15 protein-coding genes are annotated in these 18,691 nt (G+C 61.4%); 7 read left to right on the forward strand and 8 right to left on the reverse strand.

What is annotated here, in order from left to right:
- Nucleotides 1–94: 94 nt before the first annotated feature.
- Nucleotides 95–1,108: a hypothetical protein gene (locus tag ABAC402_RS33450; protein ID WP_155847413.1), complete on the forward strand. Its 1,014-nt coding sequence runs from the start codon at nt 95–97 to the stop codon at nt 1,106–1,108.
- On the opposite strand, the gene ABAC402_RS33455 is transcribed toward ABAC402_RS33450, so the two are convergent.
- A complete protein-coding gene (locus ABAC402_RS33455) occupies nt 1,105–1,572 on the reverse strand; it encodes a RidA family protein (RefSeq protein WP_023450201.1) in 468 nt (155 codons plus the stop codon). The two genes, ABAC402_RS33450 and ABAC402_RS33455, sit on opposite strands and share 4 nt — an antisense overlap.
- 250 nt (nt 1,573–1,822) lie before the next feature.
- Here ABAC402_RS33455 and ABAC402_RS33460 point away from each other — a divergent pair, with 250 nt between their 5' ends.
- Together ABAC402_RS33460 and ABAC402_RS33465 are read left to right on the forward strand one after the other, a co-directional pair.
- Nucleotides 1,823–2,188, forward strand: coding sequence for a response regulator (locus tag ABAC402_RS33460; protein ID WP_162148526.1), 366 nt, complete (start codon nt 1,823–1,825; stop codon nt 2,186–2,188).
- 3 nt (nt 2,189–2,191) lie between these two features.
- The gene (locus tag ABAC402_RS33465; protein WP_023450203.1) at nt 2,192–3,559 is read left to right on the forward strand and encodes a PleD family two-component system response regulator; all 1,368 of its coding nucleotides are present in this window, start codon (nt 2,192–2,194) and stop codon (nt 3,557–3,559) included.
- Nucleotides 3,560–3,780: 221 nt separating this feature from the next.
- Here the strand turns inward: ABAC402_RS33465 and ABAC402_RS33470 are convergent, their stop codons facing one another.
- Together ABAC402_RS33470 and rpmG are read right to left on the reverse strand one after the other, a co-directional pair.
- The gene (locus tag ABAC402_RS33470) at nt 3,781–4,236 is read right to left on the reverse strand and encodes a hypothetical protein (protein WP_023450204.1); all 456 of its coding nucleotides are present in this window, start codon (nt 4,234–4,236) and stop codon (nt 3,781–3,783) included.
- 175 nt (nt 4,237–4,411) lie between these two features.
- Nucleotides 4,412–4,579: a 50S ribosomal protein L33 gene (gene rpmG, locus ABAC402_RS33475; protein ID WP_006274996.1), complete on the reverse strand. Its 168-nt coding sequence runs from the start codon at nt 4,577–4,579 to the stop codon at nt 4,412–4,414.
- Between the two features lie 177 nt (nt 4,580–4,756).
- Here rpmG and ABAC402_RS33480 point away from each other — a divergent pair, with 177 nt between their 5' ends.
- The 3 genes from ABAC402_RS33480 to ABAC402_RS33490 are packed head-to-tail and all read left to right on the forward strand — an operon-like array spanning nt 4,757 to nt 6,668.
- Nucleotides 4,757–5,257, forward strand: coding sequence for a cupin domain-containing protein (locus ABAC402_RS33480; protein WP_023450205.1), 501 nt, complete (start codon nt 4,757–4,759; stop codon nt 5,255–5,257).
- On the forward strand, nt 5,254–6,081 hold the full coding sequence (locus ABAC402_RS33485) for a helix-turn-helix transcriptional regulator (RefSeq protein WP_023450206.1): 828 nt from the start codon (nt 5,254–5,256) through the stop codon (nt 6,079–6,081). Before ABAC402_RS33480 ends, ABAC402_RS33485 begins: the two co-directional genes overlap by 4 nt.
- Before the next feature lie 26 nt (nt 6,082–6,107).
- Nucleotides 6,108–6,668, forward strand: a complete 561-nt coding sequence (locus tag ABAC402_RS33490) for a hypothetical protein (protein ID WP_023450207.1) — start codon at nt 6,108–6,110, stop codon at nt 6,666–6,668.
- A 344-nt stretch (nt 6,669–7,012) separates the two neighbouring features.
- Here the strand turns inward: ABAC402_RS33490 and rnr are convergent, their stop codons facing one another.
- The 3 genes from rnr to dprA form a co-directional block, all read right to left on the reverse strand.
- Nucleotides 7,013–9,391: a ribonuclease R gene (rnr, locus tag ABAC402_RS33495; protein ID WP_023450208.1), complete on the reverse strand. Its 2,379-nt coding sequence runs from the start codon at nt 9,389–9,391 to the stop codon at nt 7,013–7,015.
- 225 nt (nt 9,392–9,616) lie between these two features.
- Nucleotides 9,617–12,235: a type I DNA topoisomerase gene (topA, locus tag ABAC402_RS33500; protein ID WP_023450209.1), complete on the reverse strand. Its 2,619-nt coding sequence runs from the start codon at nt 12,233–12,235 to the stop codon at nt 9,617–9,619.
- A gap of 240 nt (nt 12,236–12,475) precedes the next feature.
- Nucleotides 12,476–13,609, reverse strand: coding sequence for a DNA-processing protein DprA (gene dprA / locus ABAC402_RS33505; protein WP_023450210.1), 1,134 nt, complete (start codon nt 13,607–13,609; stop codon nt 12,476–12,478).
- Between the two features lie 221 nt (nt 13,610–13,830).
- Between dprA and ABAC402_RS40940 the strand changes: the two genes are divergently transcribed.
- Nucleotides 13,831–16,623 (forward strand): calcium-binding protein, encoded by a 2,793-nt coding sequence (locus ABAC402_RS40940; protein WP_023450211.1) that lies wholly within the window; start codon nt 13,831–13,833, stop codon nt 16,621–16,623.
- Nucleotides 16,624–16,655: 32 nt separating this feature from the next.
- Here the strand turns inward: ABAC402_RS40940 and plsY are convergent, their stop codons facing one another.
- Nucleotides 16,656–17,306: a glycerol-3-phosphate 1-O-acyltransferase PlsY gene (plsY, locus tag ABAC402_RS33510; RefSeq protein WP_023450212.1), complete on the reverse strand. Its 651-nt coding sequence runs from the start codon at nt 17,304–17,306 to the stop codon at nt 16,656–16,658.
- A gap of 16 nt (nt 17,307–17,322) precedes the next feature.
- Nucleotides 17,323–18,621 carry a dihydroorotase gene (gene pyrC, locus ABAC402_RS33515; protein WP_023450213.1) on the reverse strand — a complete coding sequence of 433 codons (1,299 nt, stop codon included), beginning with the start codon at nt 18,619–18,621 and terminating at the stop codon, nt 17,323–17,325.
- Between the last annotated feature and the right edge of the window lie 70 nt (nt 18,622–18,691).

Consider the following 18,691-nt stretch of genomic DNA (forward strand, 5'->3'; position numbering starts at 1 on the left):
CTGCTTAGCGGAGGTGAGAAAGTCAGGCAAGGATCATGCACGAAAGTTGTGGACTGGTATCGACAATGCTAGCATCGTCCTGATGGAGGGGACGATGCAGCCATGTCTGAGACTTATTGTTGCGGCTGTTCTGTTCTGCTGGCCGGTCGCGGCACTGGCGGACGGCGCGGTCTTCGCTGACGAGCGCCTGTGGATTATCCAAGACAAGCAGATATACAGTCTTGCCAAGGGAGAAGCTAGCGGCCGCACGGAAGCGCTAGGTGGTCCAGTGATCAGCCTGTGCCAAGCAACCGGGCGACTTACGGCCTTAACCGAGGCCCCTGGCCAAACCGGCACTTTAGTGGTGTACCAACGAGGTGAAGGACATTGGGGGAAGGCGGCCACCCTGGCAGGAGCTGGACCTGAACTGGTGGCGATGCTGTGCGTTGAGAACAGCGTCCTTGTGGTGACGAAACGAAAATTGATTACAGTAGAGAAAGGGGGGACGCGACAGATCGCGCTTCACGGAAAATTCTCCTACGGACAACAGACCCTTTTGGGCACCCGGAACGACATTTTTATCGGCTATGGCCGGGGTGAATGGGGCGGCGGGTTACAGGCCATTCGGCGTGAGGATGGCCGTATACGCTCCATCGGGAAAAACGAGTCCGGAGACCTGTGCGGCGGACCTCTGAACGCGGACTGCGATCCCGTTCTTGGTATAGCTGTCCCGCCGTGGAAGCCCGAGTGCGTGGCGGTAGCCGTGGGACTGCTACATTTGGGGATTCACGGCCGAATTGTGACCATCTGCGGTGATGCGATCCAGACACTTTATGCCAGGCAATTCGGCGAAAGGTTTGCCAACTTGGCCATTCCGGAATCCGAAGCTTATGATACCATTCCATTCTACGACGTCATCGGCGACGGCGACGACCTTTTGGCCCTTGGCATGGACGGGCTCTACCGAATTTCGCCAGATGGCAAGGCAACAATCCTTCCCATTCCCGAGTTCGAAAGCATCGATGGGTATCGGATCAGCTTCGAGATACCCGGCGTTGTCCTTATCGCCGGTGACCGGGAACGCGATGACGCCTATTTTTCCGACGAAATTCAGATGATCCCGCGTTAGCGCCGATCCATAACCTCGATCACCGCGTCGATCTCGACCGCGAAACCGAGCGGAATTTTATACATGCCCACGGCCGAACGGGCATGGCGGCCGGCATCGCCCAGCACCGCCACCATCAGGTCGGAACAGCCGTTGATGACCTGCGGGATATCGTAAAAGTCCGGGCCCGCCTGGACGAAACCGTTCAGCTTGATCACGCGCACGATATTGTCCAGATCGCCGGCGGCGGCCTTCATCTGGGCCAGCAGGTTGAGACCGCAGATTCGCGCCGCCTCGACGCCCTGGTCGATGCTCAGGTCCACGCCGACGGTGCCTTTAAGCCCGCCCTTGCCGTCGTTCGATACCTGGCCGGAGATATGAATCAGGTTTGCGGTGCGCACAAAAGGGACATAGTTGGCGACCGGCGCCGCGGCCACAGGCAGGACGAATCCAAGGGCGGCGAGGTTGATTTCGGCTTTCGACATGTGAGTCCCCCAATGAGTCTCTAAGGGTTGAACGGAGTCGTCCAACGACTCCATTGCAGTTGCAATTTGGCGCTCTATACCTTGTTTCTTAAGGGTTTTGAAAGGGTATTTTTACCTTCTGTTACCTTTCCCTTCACCTCGGCTTAAGACTAACCGTGTAGAACGGGAACAGTAAAAAGCCGGGCCGCCATGAAGCTGCCGTGTCGGCATGCGTGATGGTTTTTGGGGTTACACAGGTTTACCGCGGATGATCAACAAGAAGGTTCTCATCGTCGAGGACAACGAGCTGAATATGAAACTGTTTCATGACCTGCTGGATGCGCAGGGCTATGAAACGTTTCAGACCGGCGAAGGCCTGTCCGCCCTGACCCTGGCGCGTCAGCACCGTCCGGACCTGATTCTCATGGACATCCAGCTGCCTGAAATCTCGGGCCTGGAAGTCACCAAGTGGCTGAAGGAAGACGACGAGTTGTCGCACATCCCGGTCGTGGCGGTAACGGCCTTTGCCATGAAGGGGGACGAGGAGCGTATTCGCGATGGCGGCTGCGAGGCTTACATTTCCAAGCCGATCTCGGTCACCCATTTCCTTGAAACGGTGCGCAAGTACCTGGGATAGGCCATGACCGCGCGCGTCCTGATCGTTGACGACATTCCGGCCAATGTCCGCCTGCTGCAGGCGAAGCTCGAGGCCGAGTATTACGAAGTCCTGACCGCCCACGATGGCCGCTTGGCCATGGATATGGCGGTCGAGCACCAGCCCGACATAATTCTGCTCGATGTCATGATGCCGGAAATCGACGGCTATGAGGTCTGCCGCCGGCTGAAAGAAGCCACGGAAACCCGCCATATCCCGATCATTCTGATCACCGCCCTGGACGGCCGCGACGATCGCCTGTCCGGTCTGGAGGCCGGCGCCGACGATTTCCTGACCAAGCCGGTCGACGACATCATACTGATGGCAAGGCTGCACGCCCTGGTCCGGCTGAAACAGATGGCCGACGACCTGCGCGCGCGCGAGGCCTCGTCGCGTCGCGCCGGCCTGATCGACAACGATGTTTACCATCGTCAGATATCGGCCACCGGCAACGTCCTGGTTCTCGATGACAATGTCCGCCAGGCCGAGCGTCTGATGGTGCAACTGGGCGAAGACCATCGCTGCGCCTATGAAACCGATCCGGTTAAGGCGCTCAGGATCGCCGCCGGCCGCGTCGACCTGGTGGTGCTGAACCTGTTGGCCAAATCTTTCGATCCTCTGCGCTGGGTAGCGCAACTGCGCTCGCAGGAAGCTACGCGGCAACGGCCGGTCCTGGCCATTGTCAATTCCGAAGAGCGCAAACAGATGCTGAAGGGGCTGGAACTGGGGGTCAACGATGTCGTGCCGCGTCCGGTCGACATGCAGGAACTGCGTATCCGTGCCAAGACACAGATCCGGCGCAAGCGTTATGGCGACTTTTTGCGAAATATACTGGACCGCAGTCTGGAACTGGCCGTGACCGATCCGCTGACGGGCCTCAACAACCGTCGCTTTCTCGACCATCAGCTCAGTGTTCACATGTCGCGCCATATCAAGGGCGGACCGGTGGTCTCGGTGCTGCTGCTCGACATCGACTTTTTCAAGAGAATTAATGACGGCTACGGCCATGATGCCGGCGACGAAGTCCTGCGCGAATTCGCCCGCCGGGTCTCTCTGTCGGTGCGCGCCATTGACATGGCCTGCCGCTATGGCGGTGAGGAATTTGTCGTGCTGATGCCCGAAACGGAAGAGCGCGATGCGCTGAACATTGCCGAGCGGGTGCGCTCACAGATCGCTGACCAGCCCTTTACCCTGGCCGAGGGCAGCGAGATCAGGGTGACGGTATCGGTTGGGGTGTCGACGTCGCAGGGGGTGGGTGATTCGCCCGAAGGCCTGATCAAGCGCGCCGACGAAGGCGTTTACGAGGCCAAGCAGTCCGGCCGCAACAAGGTCGTGGTAAGGGCCGCGGCTTGAGGTCAAGGACGGGAATTCCTGACTTCTTATACCAAGCCTCATAAAGAATGACGCTTGGTATTCGTTTTTTTTCAGCTCAAGCGCCGCATGGCTCCTCGCAAAAGCTCGGGCGCGCAGTCGCGCTTGCCAACCCACGATGAGTCAAGATTTTCGCGGGTTGGTATTATACACCCCCGCGTGGCTTTGGAGTATGAGTTAAAAGCAATGTCCGAGACCGCCGCCTAACCGGCTGGTGTCGCCGGCTTGGTCTTGCCCAGGCCATCCACCAGGTATTTGACCAGGGCCAGCGATTTTGCGGTGTAGTCACCGCAAACAGACGCCCCTTGTTCTTCGGTCCTGGCGACACCCTCGTCGAGCAAGTCGTGCCAGCATATCGCCGTGTCCGCACATGCCGCCCTGGCCATGCCATCGGCGCTCGTCGTGAAAGCGTCCGCATTGGCCGTATCGGTCAGGGCCAGGGTCACGCCCTGAACCAGCTTGCGCGCTTCGGTGTAGGTGTCGGTGCCCTGGAAATGCTGGCAGGCATAGGTCACCATCATGACGTTGACCATCGCGTCGGGCAGTTTCGCCGCGTAATCCTGATAGGTCACGGGCGGGCCCGCCGTCTGAGCTGACGCCTGCGGCGCAAAGCCGAACGTGGCGGCCAGGGCGAAGGCCGATAAGCAAAGAGATTTCATGACAATGGTCCTCACCCTATTACTATCTGACCGCTGCGATGAAATCCAGTCGGCGCTATCCCAATACGAAAAAGCCGCGTCCGAGTGAAGACACTCAAGGACGCGGCTCCGTCAACCGGCAAAAGCGAGGGGGGGGGGGGGTGCTTTGCCGGCTTTCTCGCAAAATGCCAATATGCTACTTGATCTTGCCTTCCTTGAAATCGACATGCTTGCGCACGACCGGATCGTACTTCTTCAGGACCATCTTTTCGGTCTTGGTACGGGCATTCTTCTTGGTCACGTAGAAGAAGCCGGTGTCCGCCGTAGAGTTGAGGCGGATCTTGATGGAGGCGGGCTTCGCCATGGCTAAAGTCCTTGTTGCGGTCGCACGGAGGGTGCGCGTAAAATAAGAGGCCGGAACATACGCACGGAACGGGCAAAGTCAACCGCGAATCCGCGCCCCAGCGGATTTTTTGTCACTGACGGACATTGACAGCGCGATCTGATCGTCTGCACGACTACCCCAGCAGGAGAAACACCAATGGATACGCCGTCCCCCGCCCAGACCCCACCAAAACCTTTCGCCGTCATGGCCATGGAGGTCGCGCCGCGCGCCAAACCGTCCATCTATCCTGAACCCTATTTTTCGATGATGAAGAAGCGCGAGAAGCGCGTTCTTGGGGACCTGTTCGGCCTGACCAATTTCGGCGTCAACCTCGTGCGCCTCCTGCCCGGCGGTCAGTCGGCCCTGCGCCACTGGCATACCCGCCAGGACGAGTTCGTCTATGTCGTCTCCGGCCGGCCAGTCCTGGTCACCGACGCCGGCGAAACCCAGTTGGAAGCGGGCATGTGCGCCGGGTTCAAGGCCGGGGTGGCCGACGGTCATGTCCTGATCAATCGCACCGACGAGGAGGTCGTCTATCTCGAAGCCGGCGACCGCACACCGGGTGACGCCGCCGCCTATCCCGACGACGACATTCAGGCCAACCACGTCGACGGCCAGTGGGTCTTTACCCATAAGGACGGCACGGCGTTTTCATGATCTTCCGCGAACAGGCGCCTTCGCCGGAGTTTTCCGCTGTGATCGAGCGCTTCTGGTTCTTCGAACCGGAAGCCCACGATCCCGAAAGCTACGAGCACATCATCGTGCCTGAAGGCACGGCCGGCCTGTGCCTGATCGAGCCTATCCCGCAGATCGGCGCCTTCATCAGTCTTACTGGCCCGGCCGCGACGGCGGTGCGTGTGCCGATCCAGCGCGGCCTGCGCTATTTCGGCGTGCGCCTATGTACTGGCGCCGTGCGGGCTGTGCTCGGGCTGAAGGCGGAAACCCTGACCAACGGCATGTTCTATCTGCTCGACGCCGTGCCGGTCCTTGGGGCGGAGATGATGGCAGCCTGCTGTGGTGCGTCGTCCCTGGCCGACTTCGCCGGCCGTTTCGAAGCCGTGGGGCGCCGTCATGTTCAGCCTGACCAGCTGGACCCGGCCGTCTGCGAGGTGGTGCGGCGGATACATTCGGGTGACGGCTTTACGCCCCTGGCGGAGATCATGGCCGGGTTTGACGTCGGCGAGCGCCAGCTTCGCCGCCGCTTCCTGAAGGAAACGGGCCTGACGCCCAAGGTCTATGCGCGGCTGCGGCGGGTACGCCGGGCGTGTATCGATCTGGCCTACGGTCATTCAAAACAGGTTGCGGCCGTCTCCTACGACCACGGCTATGCCGACCAGCCGCATTTCACCCGCGAACTGAAGGCCGTTTTCGGCCTGTCGCCACATCAGTTGATGGACTATCTCCATCAGATCCGGTTGTTCAACGTCGAAGACGTCGAGCATGTCCGAAACCTTCAAGCCAGGCGTAACGCGGCAGAGTAACGTGCCGCCGTCATCAGGAGACAATTATGTTCAAAGCCATTATCTGCGCCGCCGCCTTTGCGGTCTTAAGTGTTTCTGCTGTACAGGCGCAGGAGTCTGCCAAACCGGCGACCAACGCTGCCGCCATCGCCAAGCTGAACGGCATGAAGGGGGTGTGGAAGGGCGAGGCGCAGGGCTTCAACCAGAGCGGCCCGTTCAAGTTGACCCAGACCGAGCGCGTCGGCACCATGCTGGGCGGCGATGTCCTGGTCATCGAAGGCCGGGGCTATGATCCGACCGGCACGCTGCAATTCAACGCCTTCGCCATCCTGTCGTGGAGCAATGAAAAGCAAAAATACGAGCTTCAGGCCTACAATGCCGGCCGTTCGGGGACGTTCAAGTTCGATCTGACTCCGACCGGAGCCGTATGGGAACTCCCGGCCGGACCGAATGCCCGCGTGGTCAACACCATCACGCTCAGCGGCGATACCTGGCAGGAAGTCCAGGAATATGTTGCTGAAGGCCAGCCGGCACGGAAGATCTTCGAAATGAACCTGAAGCGCGTGTCGGAGACCGAATGGCCGGCCGCTGGGGCGGTGATGCCGTAGAGGTTTGCATGACAATCACGAGAGCGGGATGAGTTTTGCTGGAATCAAAATCCCGCTCTAAGTTTTTGTTTTGTCGCGCAATTTATCCGAAAAGTGCGTCACACTTTATCGGATTGCGCTCTAGCGCACAGCGCTCGCCGTGCCTGCGCGCGCCTCTGAGGGGGCAGGCATATCCTGAAGTTCGTGGTGTTCGTGTGGTTCGTGGTCAAAATTCTTACCGTCGGATGTCAGACCAACGATGGTAAGGGATTCACCACGAACCACACGAACACCACGAACTTCAGGATGACCGGGAACGTTTCGGGTTGAAACGCGCGGAATGCGCCTGCGGCGCCATTGCAGGCCTACCTTTTCTTCTTCTTTTTCATGTTCTTGACGCCGGGCTTCGCACCCTTAGGTTCGTCGCGGAAGCCCGGCTTTTTCGTCGGCTTGCCGCGCACATTCGGTGATTTCGGCCGGTTGCGCAGGCCCAGGCGTGGTCGCGGAGCTCCGGGCTCGCCAACCTCAGGCTCGCTCAGCACCTTGAACACCAGCCCGCCGGTAATCGGCATCGCCTCCATCAGCTCGACGTCGATGGTCGCCCCCAGCCGCCAGCGATAGCCGTGCCGCTCGCCGATCAGGGCATGCTGGACGTCGTCATGGACATAGTAGTCGTCGCGCAGGGACGACACCGGAATGATCCCGTCCGCGCCGGTATCGGTCAGCTTCACGAACAGCCCGAACCGCGTCACGCCAACGATCCTGCCCTGGAAGGTCGCGCCGACCTTGTCGTGCAAATAGGATGCTATGTAGCGCTCGATCGCTTCGCGCTCGGCCTGCATCGACCGCCGCTCTGTGGCGGTGATGTGCTCCGCCGTATCCTGCAAGGTCTTGATCTCGTAGTCGGTCAGGCCATCATCGCCCAGCTTCAAGGCCCGGATCAGCGCCCGGTGCACCACAAGGTCGGCGTAGCGCCGGATAGGTGAGGTAAAGTGGGCATAATGGTCCAGGTTCAGCCCGAAGTGCCCAAAGTTCTCCGGGCTGTAATGGGCCTGCATCTGGGTGCGCAGCACCACCTCGTTGATGATCTCGGCGTGCGGTCCTTCCTTCTGCGATTCCAGCAACTGGTTGAATCGCGGCGTGCGCGGCGGCTCGCCCTTGGCCCACGGCAGCCCTAAGGTCGCCAGGAAGTCGGCCAGGTTGTTGATCTTCTCCAGGCTGGGCGCCTCGTGGACGCGGTAGATCAACGGCGTCTTGTGTTTTTCCAGGGTCTCGGCGGCCGAGACATTGGCCTGGATCATCATCTCTTCGATCAACTGCATGGCGTCGAGCGACACCCGCCGCTCGATCCGTTCGACATTGCCATCCTTGTCGAGATAGACGCGACGCTCCGGAGAGTTGATCTGAAGGGGCTGGCGGACCTGGCGGCCGCGCGTCAGGCAGGCGTGGGCAGCCCACAGTGGCTTCAGCAGGCTGTCCAGGATAGGGCCGGTCTTGTCGTCGGGCGTACCGTCAATCGCCGCCTGTGCCTGCTCATACGATAGTTTCGCCGCCGACCGCATCAGGCCGCGGACGAACTTATGGCTGATCTTGCGGCCTTCGCGGTCGAAGACCATGCGCACGGCCAGGGCGGCGCGGTTCTCGCTCTCCTGGAGCGAACACAGGCCGCTCGACAGCACGTGCGGCAGCATCGGCTCGACGCGGTCGGGGAAGTAGGTCGAATTGCCCTTGTCGCGGGCGTCGCGATCCAGGCTGGAGCCCGGCGTGACATAGTGGGCGACGTCAGCAATGGCGACCCATACTACCCAACCGTCGGGATTGGCGGCGTCATCGTCGGCATGGGCGTAGACGGCGTCGTCATGGTCCTTGGCGTCAACAGGATCAATGGTCACAAAAGGCAGGTCGCGCAGGTCGGTGCGCTTGCCGAGGTCCGGCGCCTGGGCCGACTTGGCCTCATCCTCGGTCGAGGTCTGGAACCCGATCGGCAGACCATGGCTGTGGATGGCCATGACCGAAGCGATCTTGGGCGAATCCTCCTTGCCGATGACCTCCAGGACGCGCGCCGGCTTGGGGCCGAAACGATGGGTGCCGCCGACCGGCGCGGCCAGCACGACATCGCCGTCTTCCAGCGTGTCGAGGTTTGAGCCAGTCAGGATGTAGCTGTCCTTTTCCTTGCGGTTGACTGATTCCAGACGGATTTCACGCTTGCCGATGCGGACGACGCCGACCAGTTTCGGCGCACCCTGGTCCAGCACCTTGATCAGGTGGGCAATCCAACCGTCGGCGGTCTTTTCGAAGCGAACATACAGGCGGTCGCCCAGCTTGGGCGGGGTTTGCTGGACAGATTTCTTGAGTGGCGCCAGACGGGCCAAAGGAACAGCCTCATTTTGCGTTGCGCTACCGCTTCGCTGCTTGAGCGCATCGGGCTTCCCCCACCTGGCCCACAGTTCACCGTCGATATCCTGTTCGACGACCTCGACGACGCCGGTGTCGGGAAGTTGCCCCATGGCGCCGAAGGTCTTGCGACCGCGCTTGTCGAGTTGGCCGCCGTCGGCCAGGGCCTTCAGCCGCTGACGCAGGGCACGGCGGTCTTCGCCTTTCAGGCCGAACTGTTTGGCCAGGTCACCGACATCGACTTCGCGCGAGGCCTGCAAGGCTTCCAGGAGGGTTTTATCGTCCGGCAGTCCGGACGGGGCGCGCGGGGCATCTGCCTTGACCGCGCGAAAAGGTTTCTTCTGTTTCATTCCCCGCAATGTAGGGATTCGCGGGCCGGGACGCTATAGCAATTCGACAGCGAGTGAACGCCCCCTCCGTCTCGATGCGTTTCGCCCCTAAAGAGGGCTCACTTGCTCGACACCTCCCCCGCAAGCGGTGGAGGATGGTTCTGCTTATCCTCCACCGCTTGCGGGGGAGGTGCTGAGCAAGCGAAAGCCGAAGGCTGTAGCGCGTCGAAGCGGAGGGGGCGCCGCTTACGCTGTGGCCTTCTTGGCGGGTGCCTTCTTGACAGCCGGCTTCTTCGTTGCCGGTTTCTTGGCCGCGGCTTTTTTCGCTGGCGCCTTCTTGCTCGTCACACCGCCCTTGGCCGCGATCAGGGCCAGGGCCTGCTCGATCGTCACCGTCTCGGGCGTCATCTCCTTGGGCAGGGTGGCATTGACCTTGCCGCACTTGACATAGGGCCCGTAACGCCCGGCCATCACCTGGATCTTGTCGCCGCTTTCGGGATGGTCGCCCAGTTCCTTCAGCGCCGCCGCTGCGCCGGCGCGGCCGGGGCGTCCGCCACCGGCGCGTTTCTCGGCGATAAGGGTCACCGCGCGATTCAGACCGACTTCGAATATTTCGTCAAAACCAGAAAGGTTGGCATAGGTGCCGCCCGATTCGACGAAGGGGCCAAAACGTCCCAGGCCTGCCGTGATCGGCTTGCTGTCTTCCGGGTTGATCCCGACCGTGCGCGGCAGGCTGAGTAGTTTCAGTGCCCGCTCCAGGTCGATACTGGCCGGCGGCCACGCCTTGGGCAGGCTGGAGCGTTTCGGCTTTTCGTCTTTGGATTCGGCTTCGCCCAGTTGCACATAGGGACCGAAACGGCCGATCTTCAGTGACACCATCTTGCCGGTTTCCGGATCGGGACCCAGATCGCGATCGCCGGAAGCCTCGGCATTGCCTTCGGCGTCGGGCGATCCGACCGGGCGGGTAAACTTGCACTCCGGATAGTTGGAGCAGCCGATAAAGGCGCCGAACCGCGAGGTCTTCAGGCTCAGCAAACCCGTCGAACAGGTCGGGCAGGCGCGCGGGTTTGTCCCGTCGCCCTTGTCCGGGAAGATATGCGGCCCGAGCGCCTCGTTCAGCGTATCCAGCACTTGAGTGACGCGCAGTTCCGTCATGCCGTCGGCGGCGGCGTGGAAATCTTTCCAGAAATCGCGAAGTAACTGCTTCCAGTTCAACTCGCCGGCCGAAACCAGATCAAGTTTCTCTTCGAGGTCGGCCGTGAAGTCATACTGGACGTATTTGTGGAAGAACTGATCGAGGAAGGCGGTAACCAGGCGACCCTTATCTTCCGGGATAAAGCGGTTCTTGTCCATGCGGACATAGGCGCGGTCGCGCAGTACGGTCAGGATCGAGGCATAGGTCGACGGCCGGCCGATGCCGAGTTCTTCCAGCTTCTTGACCAGGGTGGCTTCGGAATAGCGCGGGGGTGGTTCGGTGAAGTGCTGGGCCGGCTTGATCTCATGGACCTGCGTGGCGGTGCCGGCGCGGACGGCCGGCAGGCGACCGCCGTCTTCGTCCTCGCCATCCCCGCTTCCACGGTCATCCTTGCCTTCCTCGTAGACGGCGAGAAAGCCGTCGAAGGTGATCACCTGGCCGGTGGCGCGCAATCCCGTCTGCCTATCGCTGGACAGGATACTTATGACGGTGTTTTCGACGCGGGCGGCCTCCATCTGCGAGGCGACCGTGCGCTTCCAGATCAGTTCGTAAAGCCGCGCCTGATCTCCCTCCAGTCGCAGGGTATCCGGCCGGCGGAACATGGAGGTCGGGCGGATGGCTTCGTGGGCCTCCTGGGCGTTCTTGGCCTTGACCTTGTAGTGGCGCGGTTCGGCGGGCACATAGGCGGCACCGAAGCGCTCGCCAATCATGCGACGGTTCTCGGCAATGGCGTTGGGTTCGATATAGACGCCGTCGGTCCGCATATAGGTGATCAGACCGGTGGTTTCGCCGCCGAGGTCAACGCCTTCGTACAGTTTTTGCGCCGTCTGCATGGTGCGCGAGGCTGAGAAGCCGAGCTTGCGCGACGCCTCCTGCTGCAGGGTCGAGGTGGTGAAGGGCGGGGGCGGGGTCTTGCGGCCTGGCTTCTGCTCGACGTCGTCGATGGCGAAGGACGACCTTTGAATCGTGTCGCGGGCGGCGTGCGCCAAAACCTCGGTATTGAGGTCGAACTTGGTCAGTTTCTTGCCGGCCAGTTGCACCAGTCGGGCGGTAAATGGCGGCGACTCAGCCGAAACCTCGCTCTCTACGGTCCAGTATTCCTCAGTGCGGAACTTTTCGATTTCGATTTCGCGGTCGACGACGATCTTCAGCGCCACCGATTGCACGCGGCCAGCCGACCGGGCGCCCGGCAGCTTGCGCCACAGCACCGGCGACAGGGTGAAACCGACCAGGTAGTCCAGGGCGCGGCGGGCCAGATAGGCCTCGACCAGTTCCATGTCGAGGTCACGCGGCGCCGCCATGGCCGCCTGGACCGCCGACTGGGTGATGGCGTTGAAGGTAACGCGCTGGACGACCTTGTCCTTGAGCACGCGTTTCTTGTTCAGCACCTCCAAGACGTGCCAGGAGATGGCTTCACCCTCGCGATCGGGGTCGGTGGCCAGAATAACGCGGTCAGCAGACTTGATGGCGTCAGCGATGTCGCTCAGTCGCTTCGACGACTTGGGATCCATGTCCCAGGTCATGGCGAAGTCCTCGTCGGGCTTCACCGATCCGTCCTTGGAAGGCAGGTCGCGAATGTGGCCATAGGAGGCCAGCACCGTGTAGCCCTTGCCGAGATACTTGTTGATGGTTTTGGCCTTGGCCGGGCTTTCAACAATAACGACGGTCATGAAGTCTCTTTATACAGGCGGTTTCGCGCGGGAGGGGAGGAGGCGACGCGGCGCCCTGGCAGCCAAATCAGGCCACCACTGGCAGGCATACATGCTAATCGATTCCGCCTCTGTCAACGGTTATAGGCAGGGGGTGGAGTCCCCCAGTGCTGGGAAAAGGCGTGGTGATTAGGAATAATATTCTATAAAATCAGTTGCGTAGAGAGCGCGCCGGCAGTTGGGAAACAGCGACATTTCGTATCAGGTGCGGACATAGCCGGCATCGGTTTCCGCGATCACGCCGGCAATTTCCAGCTCCGACAAGGCCCCCAGCGCTATGTGCGGCGCGACTCCGGCCAGGCGCAGCAAGCTGTCCCGGCCAACCGGCGTCGGCCCAACCAGGTCGCGCAAGGTACGGATAGCGACGTAAATCTGGTCTTCGCTGTCGCCGGCGGGTTCAGCCCTGGCTTGCGGCGTCGTCGTCGAGAGCGCCATCGGCGTGGGTTGGGGCGCAAACAAGCCGAGCTGGCTTTCCAGCACGCGGATCACGTCCTCGGCCGTCTCACACAGGCTGGCGCCCTGGCGCAACAGGTCGTTGCCACCGCGCGCGCGCGGGTCGAGCGGTGAGCCCGGCACGGCGAAGACTTCGCGATTCTGTTCGGCCGCCAGCCGCGCCGTGATCAGGGAGCCTGAGCGCAGTTCCGCCTCGACCACCACCACACCCATGGCCAGGGCGGAGATAATGCGGTTGCGTCGCGGGAAGTCGCGCGCCTGGGCGCGGTAGCCCATGGGACTCTCCGACACGATCAGGCCGTGCTCCCGGATGCGGTCATAAAGAGCAGCATTGTCGGGCGGATAGACGTCTTCGACCCCGCCGCCCAGGACGGCGATGGTGCCGCGCGAGAGGGCAGCGTCGTGAGCCCGGGCGTCGATGCCGCGCGCCAGGCCAGAAACAATCTGGAAACCGGCCGCAGCCAGGTCGTGCGCCAGGCTCTGCGCCATCTTCTGACCGGCGGCCGAGGCGTTGCGCGCGCCGACGATGGCGATGGCGCGTGTGCGGGCCTTCAGCGGCCCCAGGGTCCACAGGACGGGCGGGGCGGCCTCGACCTGGCTCAGCAGGGCTGGATAGTCGTCGTCCCCCAGCAGCACCATCCGGGCGCCGGCGGCCTGCGCCCGGGCCAGTTCCTGATCGATCTGGCCTTGCGGGGCGGCGACAAAGGACCCGCCGCTGCGTTTAACGAGGTTTGGGAGTTCTTCCAAGGCGCGCTGGGCGGAGGCAAAACGGCTGAGCAGTTGAGCGAAAGCAACCGGCCCAACACGGTTTGTGCGCGCCAGCCGCAGCCGCGCGATACGTTCGGCGTCACTGTCGGCAGCGGCGATGCGTTCGAAAGGCAAGGGCGGAAACTCCGAGTCGTTCCACGCTAACAGGCGCCGGCATTTAGCTCAAGACGGAGGTGCGTCTTGCCAAACATCTCTGCTTTGTGATTCTCTGGCGAGGTGTGGCTTGATTTGTCACAAACTCGGTCTAAGAGAAGAGTATAAGTTTCAGTTGCGTACCCACGTCGCCTGAAAGCGTATGGCTCAGGCATGGACATTGGCTTTCAGGAGATTTTCGTATGGCTAATATTTTCGGCACCACGGGCACCAACGGCGTCAACGGCGTCGCCGGCACGAATGCCCCCAACGGCGGCGTCAATGGAACCAGCGGTACCGCTGGGACTTCGGCGACCTCGGGCCAATCCCTGACCTATCTTATGGACCAGGCCGGTTGGGATCCTACGCTTCAGTTGTTCGGTGGCGGCGGGGGCTACGGCTCGACCGGTGGCGGAGGCGGGTCGGGCAATTATACGACCGTTTACAGCTACAATGGTCCCGGTTACCTGGTTGCCACCAATGTCGCCGTGTCCGACGCCGGTCATGGCGGTGCCGCCGGCAAGGGTGGCAACGGCGGTCACGCGTCCCTGACAGCCTCCAACCTTATTGCCCTGGACTCTCAGCATCTTCAGTCAACAGGTGGTAACGGGACGGGGGGGTACACGGGCGGAACCGGCGGCGGCACCTATAACGGCTACTATAACAACAACCCTTACGCCAACGGCTACTATGTCGGCCCCACCCTCTACTATTATGGTTTTAACCACTACCAGGCGGGTGGTACGGGCGGCAATGGCGGCGCCGGTTCGGCCGGCGGCACCGGCGGCAACGGCACGACGACGGCCGATGCACTTACTTTTATGGGCTACTACACGACCGTGCGTTCCTATGGCGGCACGGGCAGCTACGGTGGCAATGGCGGCGGCGGGGGCAGTGGCGCCCATGGCGGTGACGGCGGTATTGGCGGGGCCGGCGGCAATGGCGGCAAGGCAACAGTCAATGTTACCAACAGCCTTGGCAACTTTTACGGCTACACCACTCTGCAAGCTGTTGGCGCGGCCGGTGGAGCGGGCGGTTACGGTGGCAATGCCAGCACCGGGACGACGGACAATTACAACTATACGGCGCCCGGTGTGTACACTTACAGCCAGACATTCGACCACGGTACTGGCGGTATCGGTGGCAAGGGTGGCAATGGTGGCGCAGCGGTGATCAACTATACCGGCAACACCCTGACCGGTGACCAAACGTCCGAAACCCTTTATTTTTACATTACAATAGCATCGGGGCTGCGCGGCGTTGGCGGTCTGGGCGGATATAATGGGGGCACGACAACGCGGGTCAGCAGCGGACTCGATGGCGTCACCGGTGCTACCGACCTGACCTTCTCGGGCAATACCTTCGATGGTGGTGCCGGTAATGACACCTTCTCCTTCACGATTATTCACACCTCTGCAGACCAATCCAGCTTCGGCAGCCTGGGCTCGATTGTCGTTAATTTGCTGAACGGTACCTTCGTGTTTGGCGGCAACAGCAGCGCTCTTCTAAGTGTCGAGAACGTAACAATCGATGTCCTGGAACGCTACTACAATGCCGCCAGTGTTCTGGTCGATGCTACCCCAGGGGTCTCGCTGACCGGCAGTCACTCCAACAACAACCTGACGACGGCAACCGGTAATGACAGCCTGTGGGGCTTGGCCGGCAATGATTCGCTGAATGGCGGAAACGGCGCTGACAGTATGAACGGCGGTGCCGGTGACGACACCTTCTCGGTCGACAATATTGGCGATGTGGCATCCGAAACGGCATCCGGTGTCGACACAGGTGGCTACGACCTGGTAAACTCGACGGTGACCTTTACCTTGGGTGATTTTATTGAAGCCCTGACCCTTGGCGGCAACGTCAATATGGACGGAACAGGTAATGCGCTCGACAACGTCATCAACGGCAACTCTTATATTAACGTCCTGAGCGGCCTGGGTGGGCGTGACCGCATCTTTGGTGGTTATGGTAACGATACGCTAAACGGCGGCGACGGCAATGACTACCTGGACGGTGGTAATGACCTTGACCAGATGGCTGGGGGGCTTGGAGACGATACCTACCTCGTCAACCAAGTCGGTGACATTGCGATCGAAGCGGCCGGCGAAGGCAAGGATACGGTGCTGTCCTCAATCAGCTATTCACTGGTCGGTCAGGTGATAGAAAACCTGACCCTGACTGGCTATACAGGTATTAACGGTACGGGCAACGGCGTTGGCAATGTCATTATTGGCAATGCCTATAACAATGTCCTGATTGGCGGCGCCGGCGCTGACACCATGATCGGCGGTAACGGAAACGATACCTATGGTGTTGATGTTGCCGGTGATGTGGTGAGTGAAGCGCCCGCCTATGGCACTGACACGGTCGAGGCGTCCATTACCTACACATTAAGTGCCAACCTGGAAAACCTGATCCTGACTGGTCTGGCCAATATCAACGGCACAGGCAATGCCGGCAACAATGTCATTACAGGCAATGCTGGTACCAACGCATTAGCGGGCGGTGCCGGTAACGACACCTACTACATCCAGAACACCACCGACACGATCAGCGAAGCCACCGGCAATGGCACTGACATCATCTATTCGTCGGTGACCTACACCGTTTTCGGCGCGGTCGAGACCCTGGCCCTGACCGGTGTCGACAATATCAACGCTACCGGCAATTCTCTGGTCAATATCCTGATCGGTAACGACGGCGACAACGTTCTGAACGGCAAGAGCGGGGCCGATACCATGACCGGCGGGTTGGGCTCCGATACCTTCCTGTTCCAGACCAGCAGCGGCGCCGACCGGATCACCGATTTCAACGCGGGCCAGAACGACTGGATCAATATCAACGCCTATTCCGGCGGCGTGGTCAATGGCGGGGGCGTGACCATCACCGACGCCGGCGGCGGTAACACCCTGATTACTATGGGTGCCAACAGCATCACGGTGCTCGGCGTCGCCTATAACGACGCTGGACTGCTGAGCCATATCATCTGGTAAGGACGGTCCAACGACGACCTGAAGAGCCCCGGCTATTCCCCAGCCGGGGTTTCTTTCTTTTTGCCGATCTTCGGTTCTTCGCCCTTGAGCAGGCGACCAATGTTGTCGCGATGGCGAATGTAGATCAGCACGGCCATGAACAACGCCATACCGAGGAAAGGGTAGGGCTGGTCGAGCAAAAAGGCCAGGGGCACGACCAGGGCCGCAGCGACAAGGGCGGACAGCGAGGATATACGGAATATCGCCGCAGTCAGCAGCCACAGGCCGCCGGCGATCAGGCCCATCGGCCAGGCGGCGCCGAACAGCGTGCCCATAAAGGTCGCCACGCCCTTGCCGCCCTTAAAGCGCAGCCACACCGGAAACAGGTGGCCCAGGAAGGCGGCCGCGCCGGCCAGCGCCATGGCCTGGCGGCGGGTTTCTATGTCGGCGGCGATCAGGAAGGTGAACAGCAGGGCCAGACCGACCGCGGCTGCGCCTTTTCCCGTATCGCCGAAAAAGGTGATCAGGGCCAGGTCCTTGCGGCCGGTGCGCAAAACATTGGTGGCGCCAATATTGCCCGAACCAACCGTTCGGATATCGATGCCAGCCAACCGCGTCGAGACATAGCCGAACGGGATCGAACCCAGCAGATAACCTCCGACCAGGGCAAGAACATAGATCAGAAGATCAGGAGGGGTTTGCAAAAGGAGACCTGCCTGGTTAACCGTGTTCGTAGACGAGACGTCCGTCCACAAAGGTTTTGAGCACCTTGCCCTGTAGTGTGCGATTCTCAAAGGGCGAGTTCTTCGATTTCGACAGGATGTCGCGTTCGCGCAACGCAAACGGCGCGTCAATGTCGACCAGAATCAGGTCGGCAGGCGCGCCCTGGGCCAGCCGCCCGGCCGCCAGACCCAGGATCTGGGCCGGGTTAATGGTCACGGCGCGGATCAGCTCCAGCAAAGGTACCTCAGCGTCGAGATGCAGGCCGATCAGGGCCGGCAGCAGGGTTTGCAGCCCAATAGCGCCCGGTGCGGCTTCGGAGAAGGGCAGGCGCTTGTCCTCGGCCGGCGCCGGGCAATGGTTGGACACGACGACATCGATCAAGCCGTTTTCCAGCGCCGCCACCAGGGCCTGGCGGTCGTTTTCCGAGCGCAGCGGCGGATCGAGCCGGTAAAAGGTGCGGTAGTCGCCGATGTCGATCTCGTTGAACATCAGGTGGTTGATACTGACCGAGGCATAGACCTCCAGCCCCTTGGCCTTGGCGCGTTCCAGCGAGGTCAGGCCTTCGCGCGTCGAGATCTGGTCGACCAGGAAGCGCGCGCCGGTGAGTTCGACCAGAGCCAGGTCGCGCTCCAGGGCAATGCGCTCGGACAGGGCGCTCACCGAGGCCAGGCCCATGCGCATGGCCATTTCGCCCGACGTGGCGACGGCGCCTTCGGACAGCCACGGCTCCTTGGGGCGGTGGGCGATCAGGGCATTGAACCCGTTGGCATAGGTCAGGACGCGGCTGAGGATCTTGCTGTTGACGACGGGGCGGTCGACATCGGTGAAATAGAGCGCGCCGGCCTGGACCATCAGGCCGATTTCGGCCAGGTGCTTGCCGTCGGAGCCCTTGGTGGCGGCGCCAGCGGGGTAGACGTGGACCAGCTCGATGTCGCGGGCCCGGCGCAGGATGAAGTCGACCATGGCCGGTCCGTCGATCACCGGATCGGTATCGGGCTGGACGACGAAGCTGGTCACGCCGCCGGCGGCGGCGGCCAGGCTGGCCGATTTGAGAGTTTCCCTGGGCTCCGAGCCGGGCTCGCCGGTCTTGACCCGCATGTCGATCAGACCGGGCATGACGGCATTGCCGACGCAGTCGATGACTCTCATGCCGACCTGTCCGGCGGGCGGCTGTTCACCGTGGATGACATCGGTGATGACGCCGTCGGCGATGATGACCGAGCCGGGGCCGTCATAATTGCTGGCCGGATCGACCAGGCGGGCATTGACGAAAGCAATCGCGGAGGAGGTTGTCATTGTCCAGTTCCCCACTTCACACTTTTGGCAAGGTTATCGAGAACGAAGTTGCAAACTCCCCCTCCCCACT

Origin of the sequence: Asticcacaulis sp. AC402, assembly GCF_000495835.1 — a bacterium.
Lineage (GTDB): Bacteria > Pseudomonadota > Alphaproteobacteria > Caulobacterales > Caulobacteraceae > Asticcacaulis.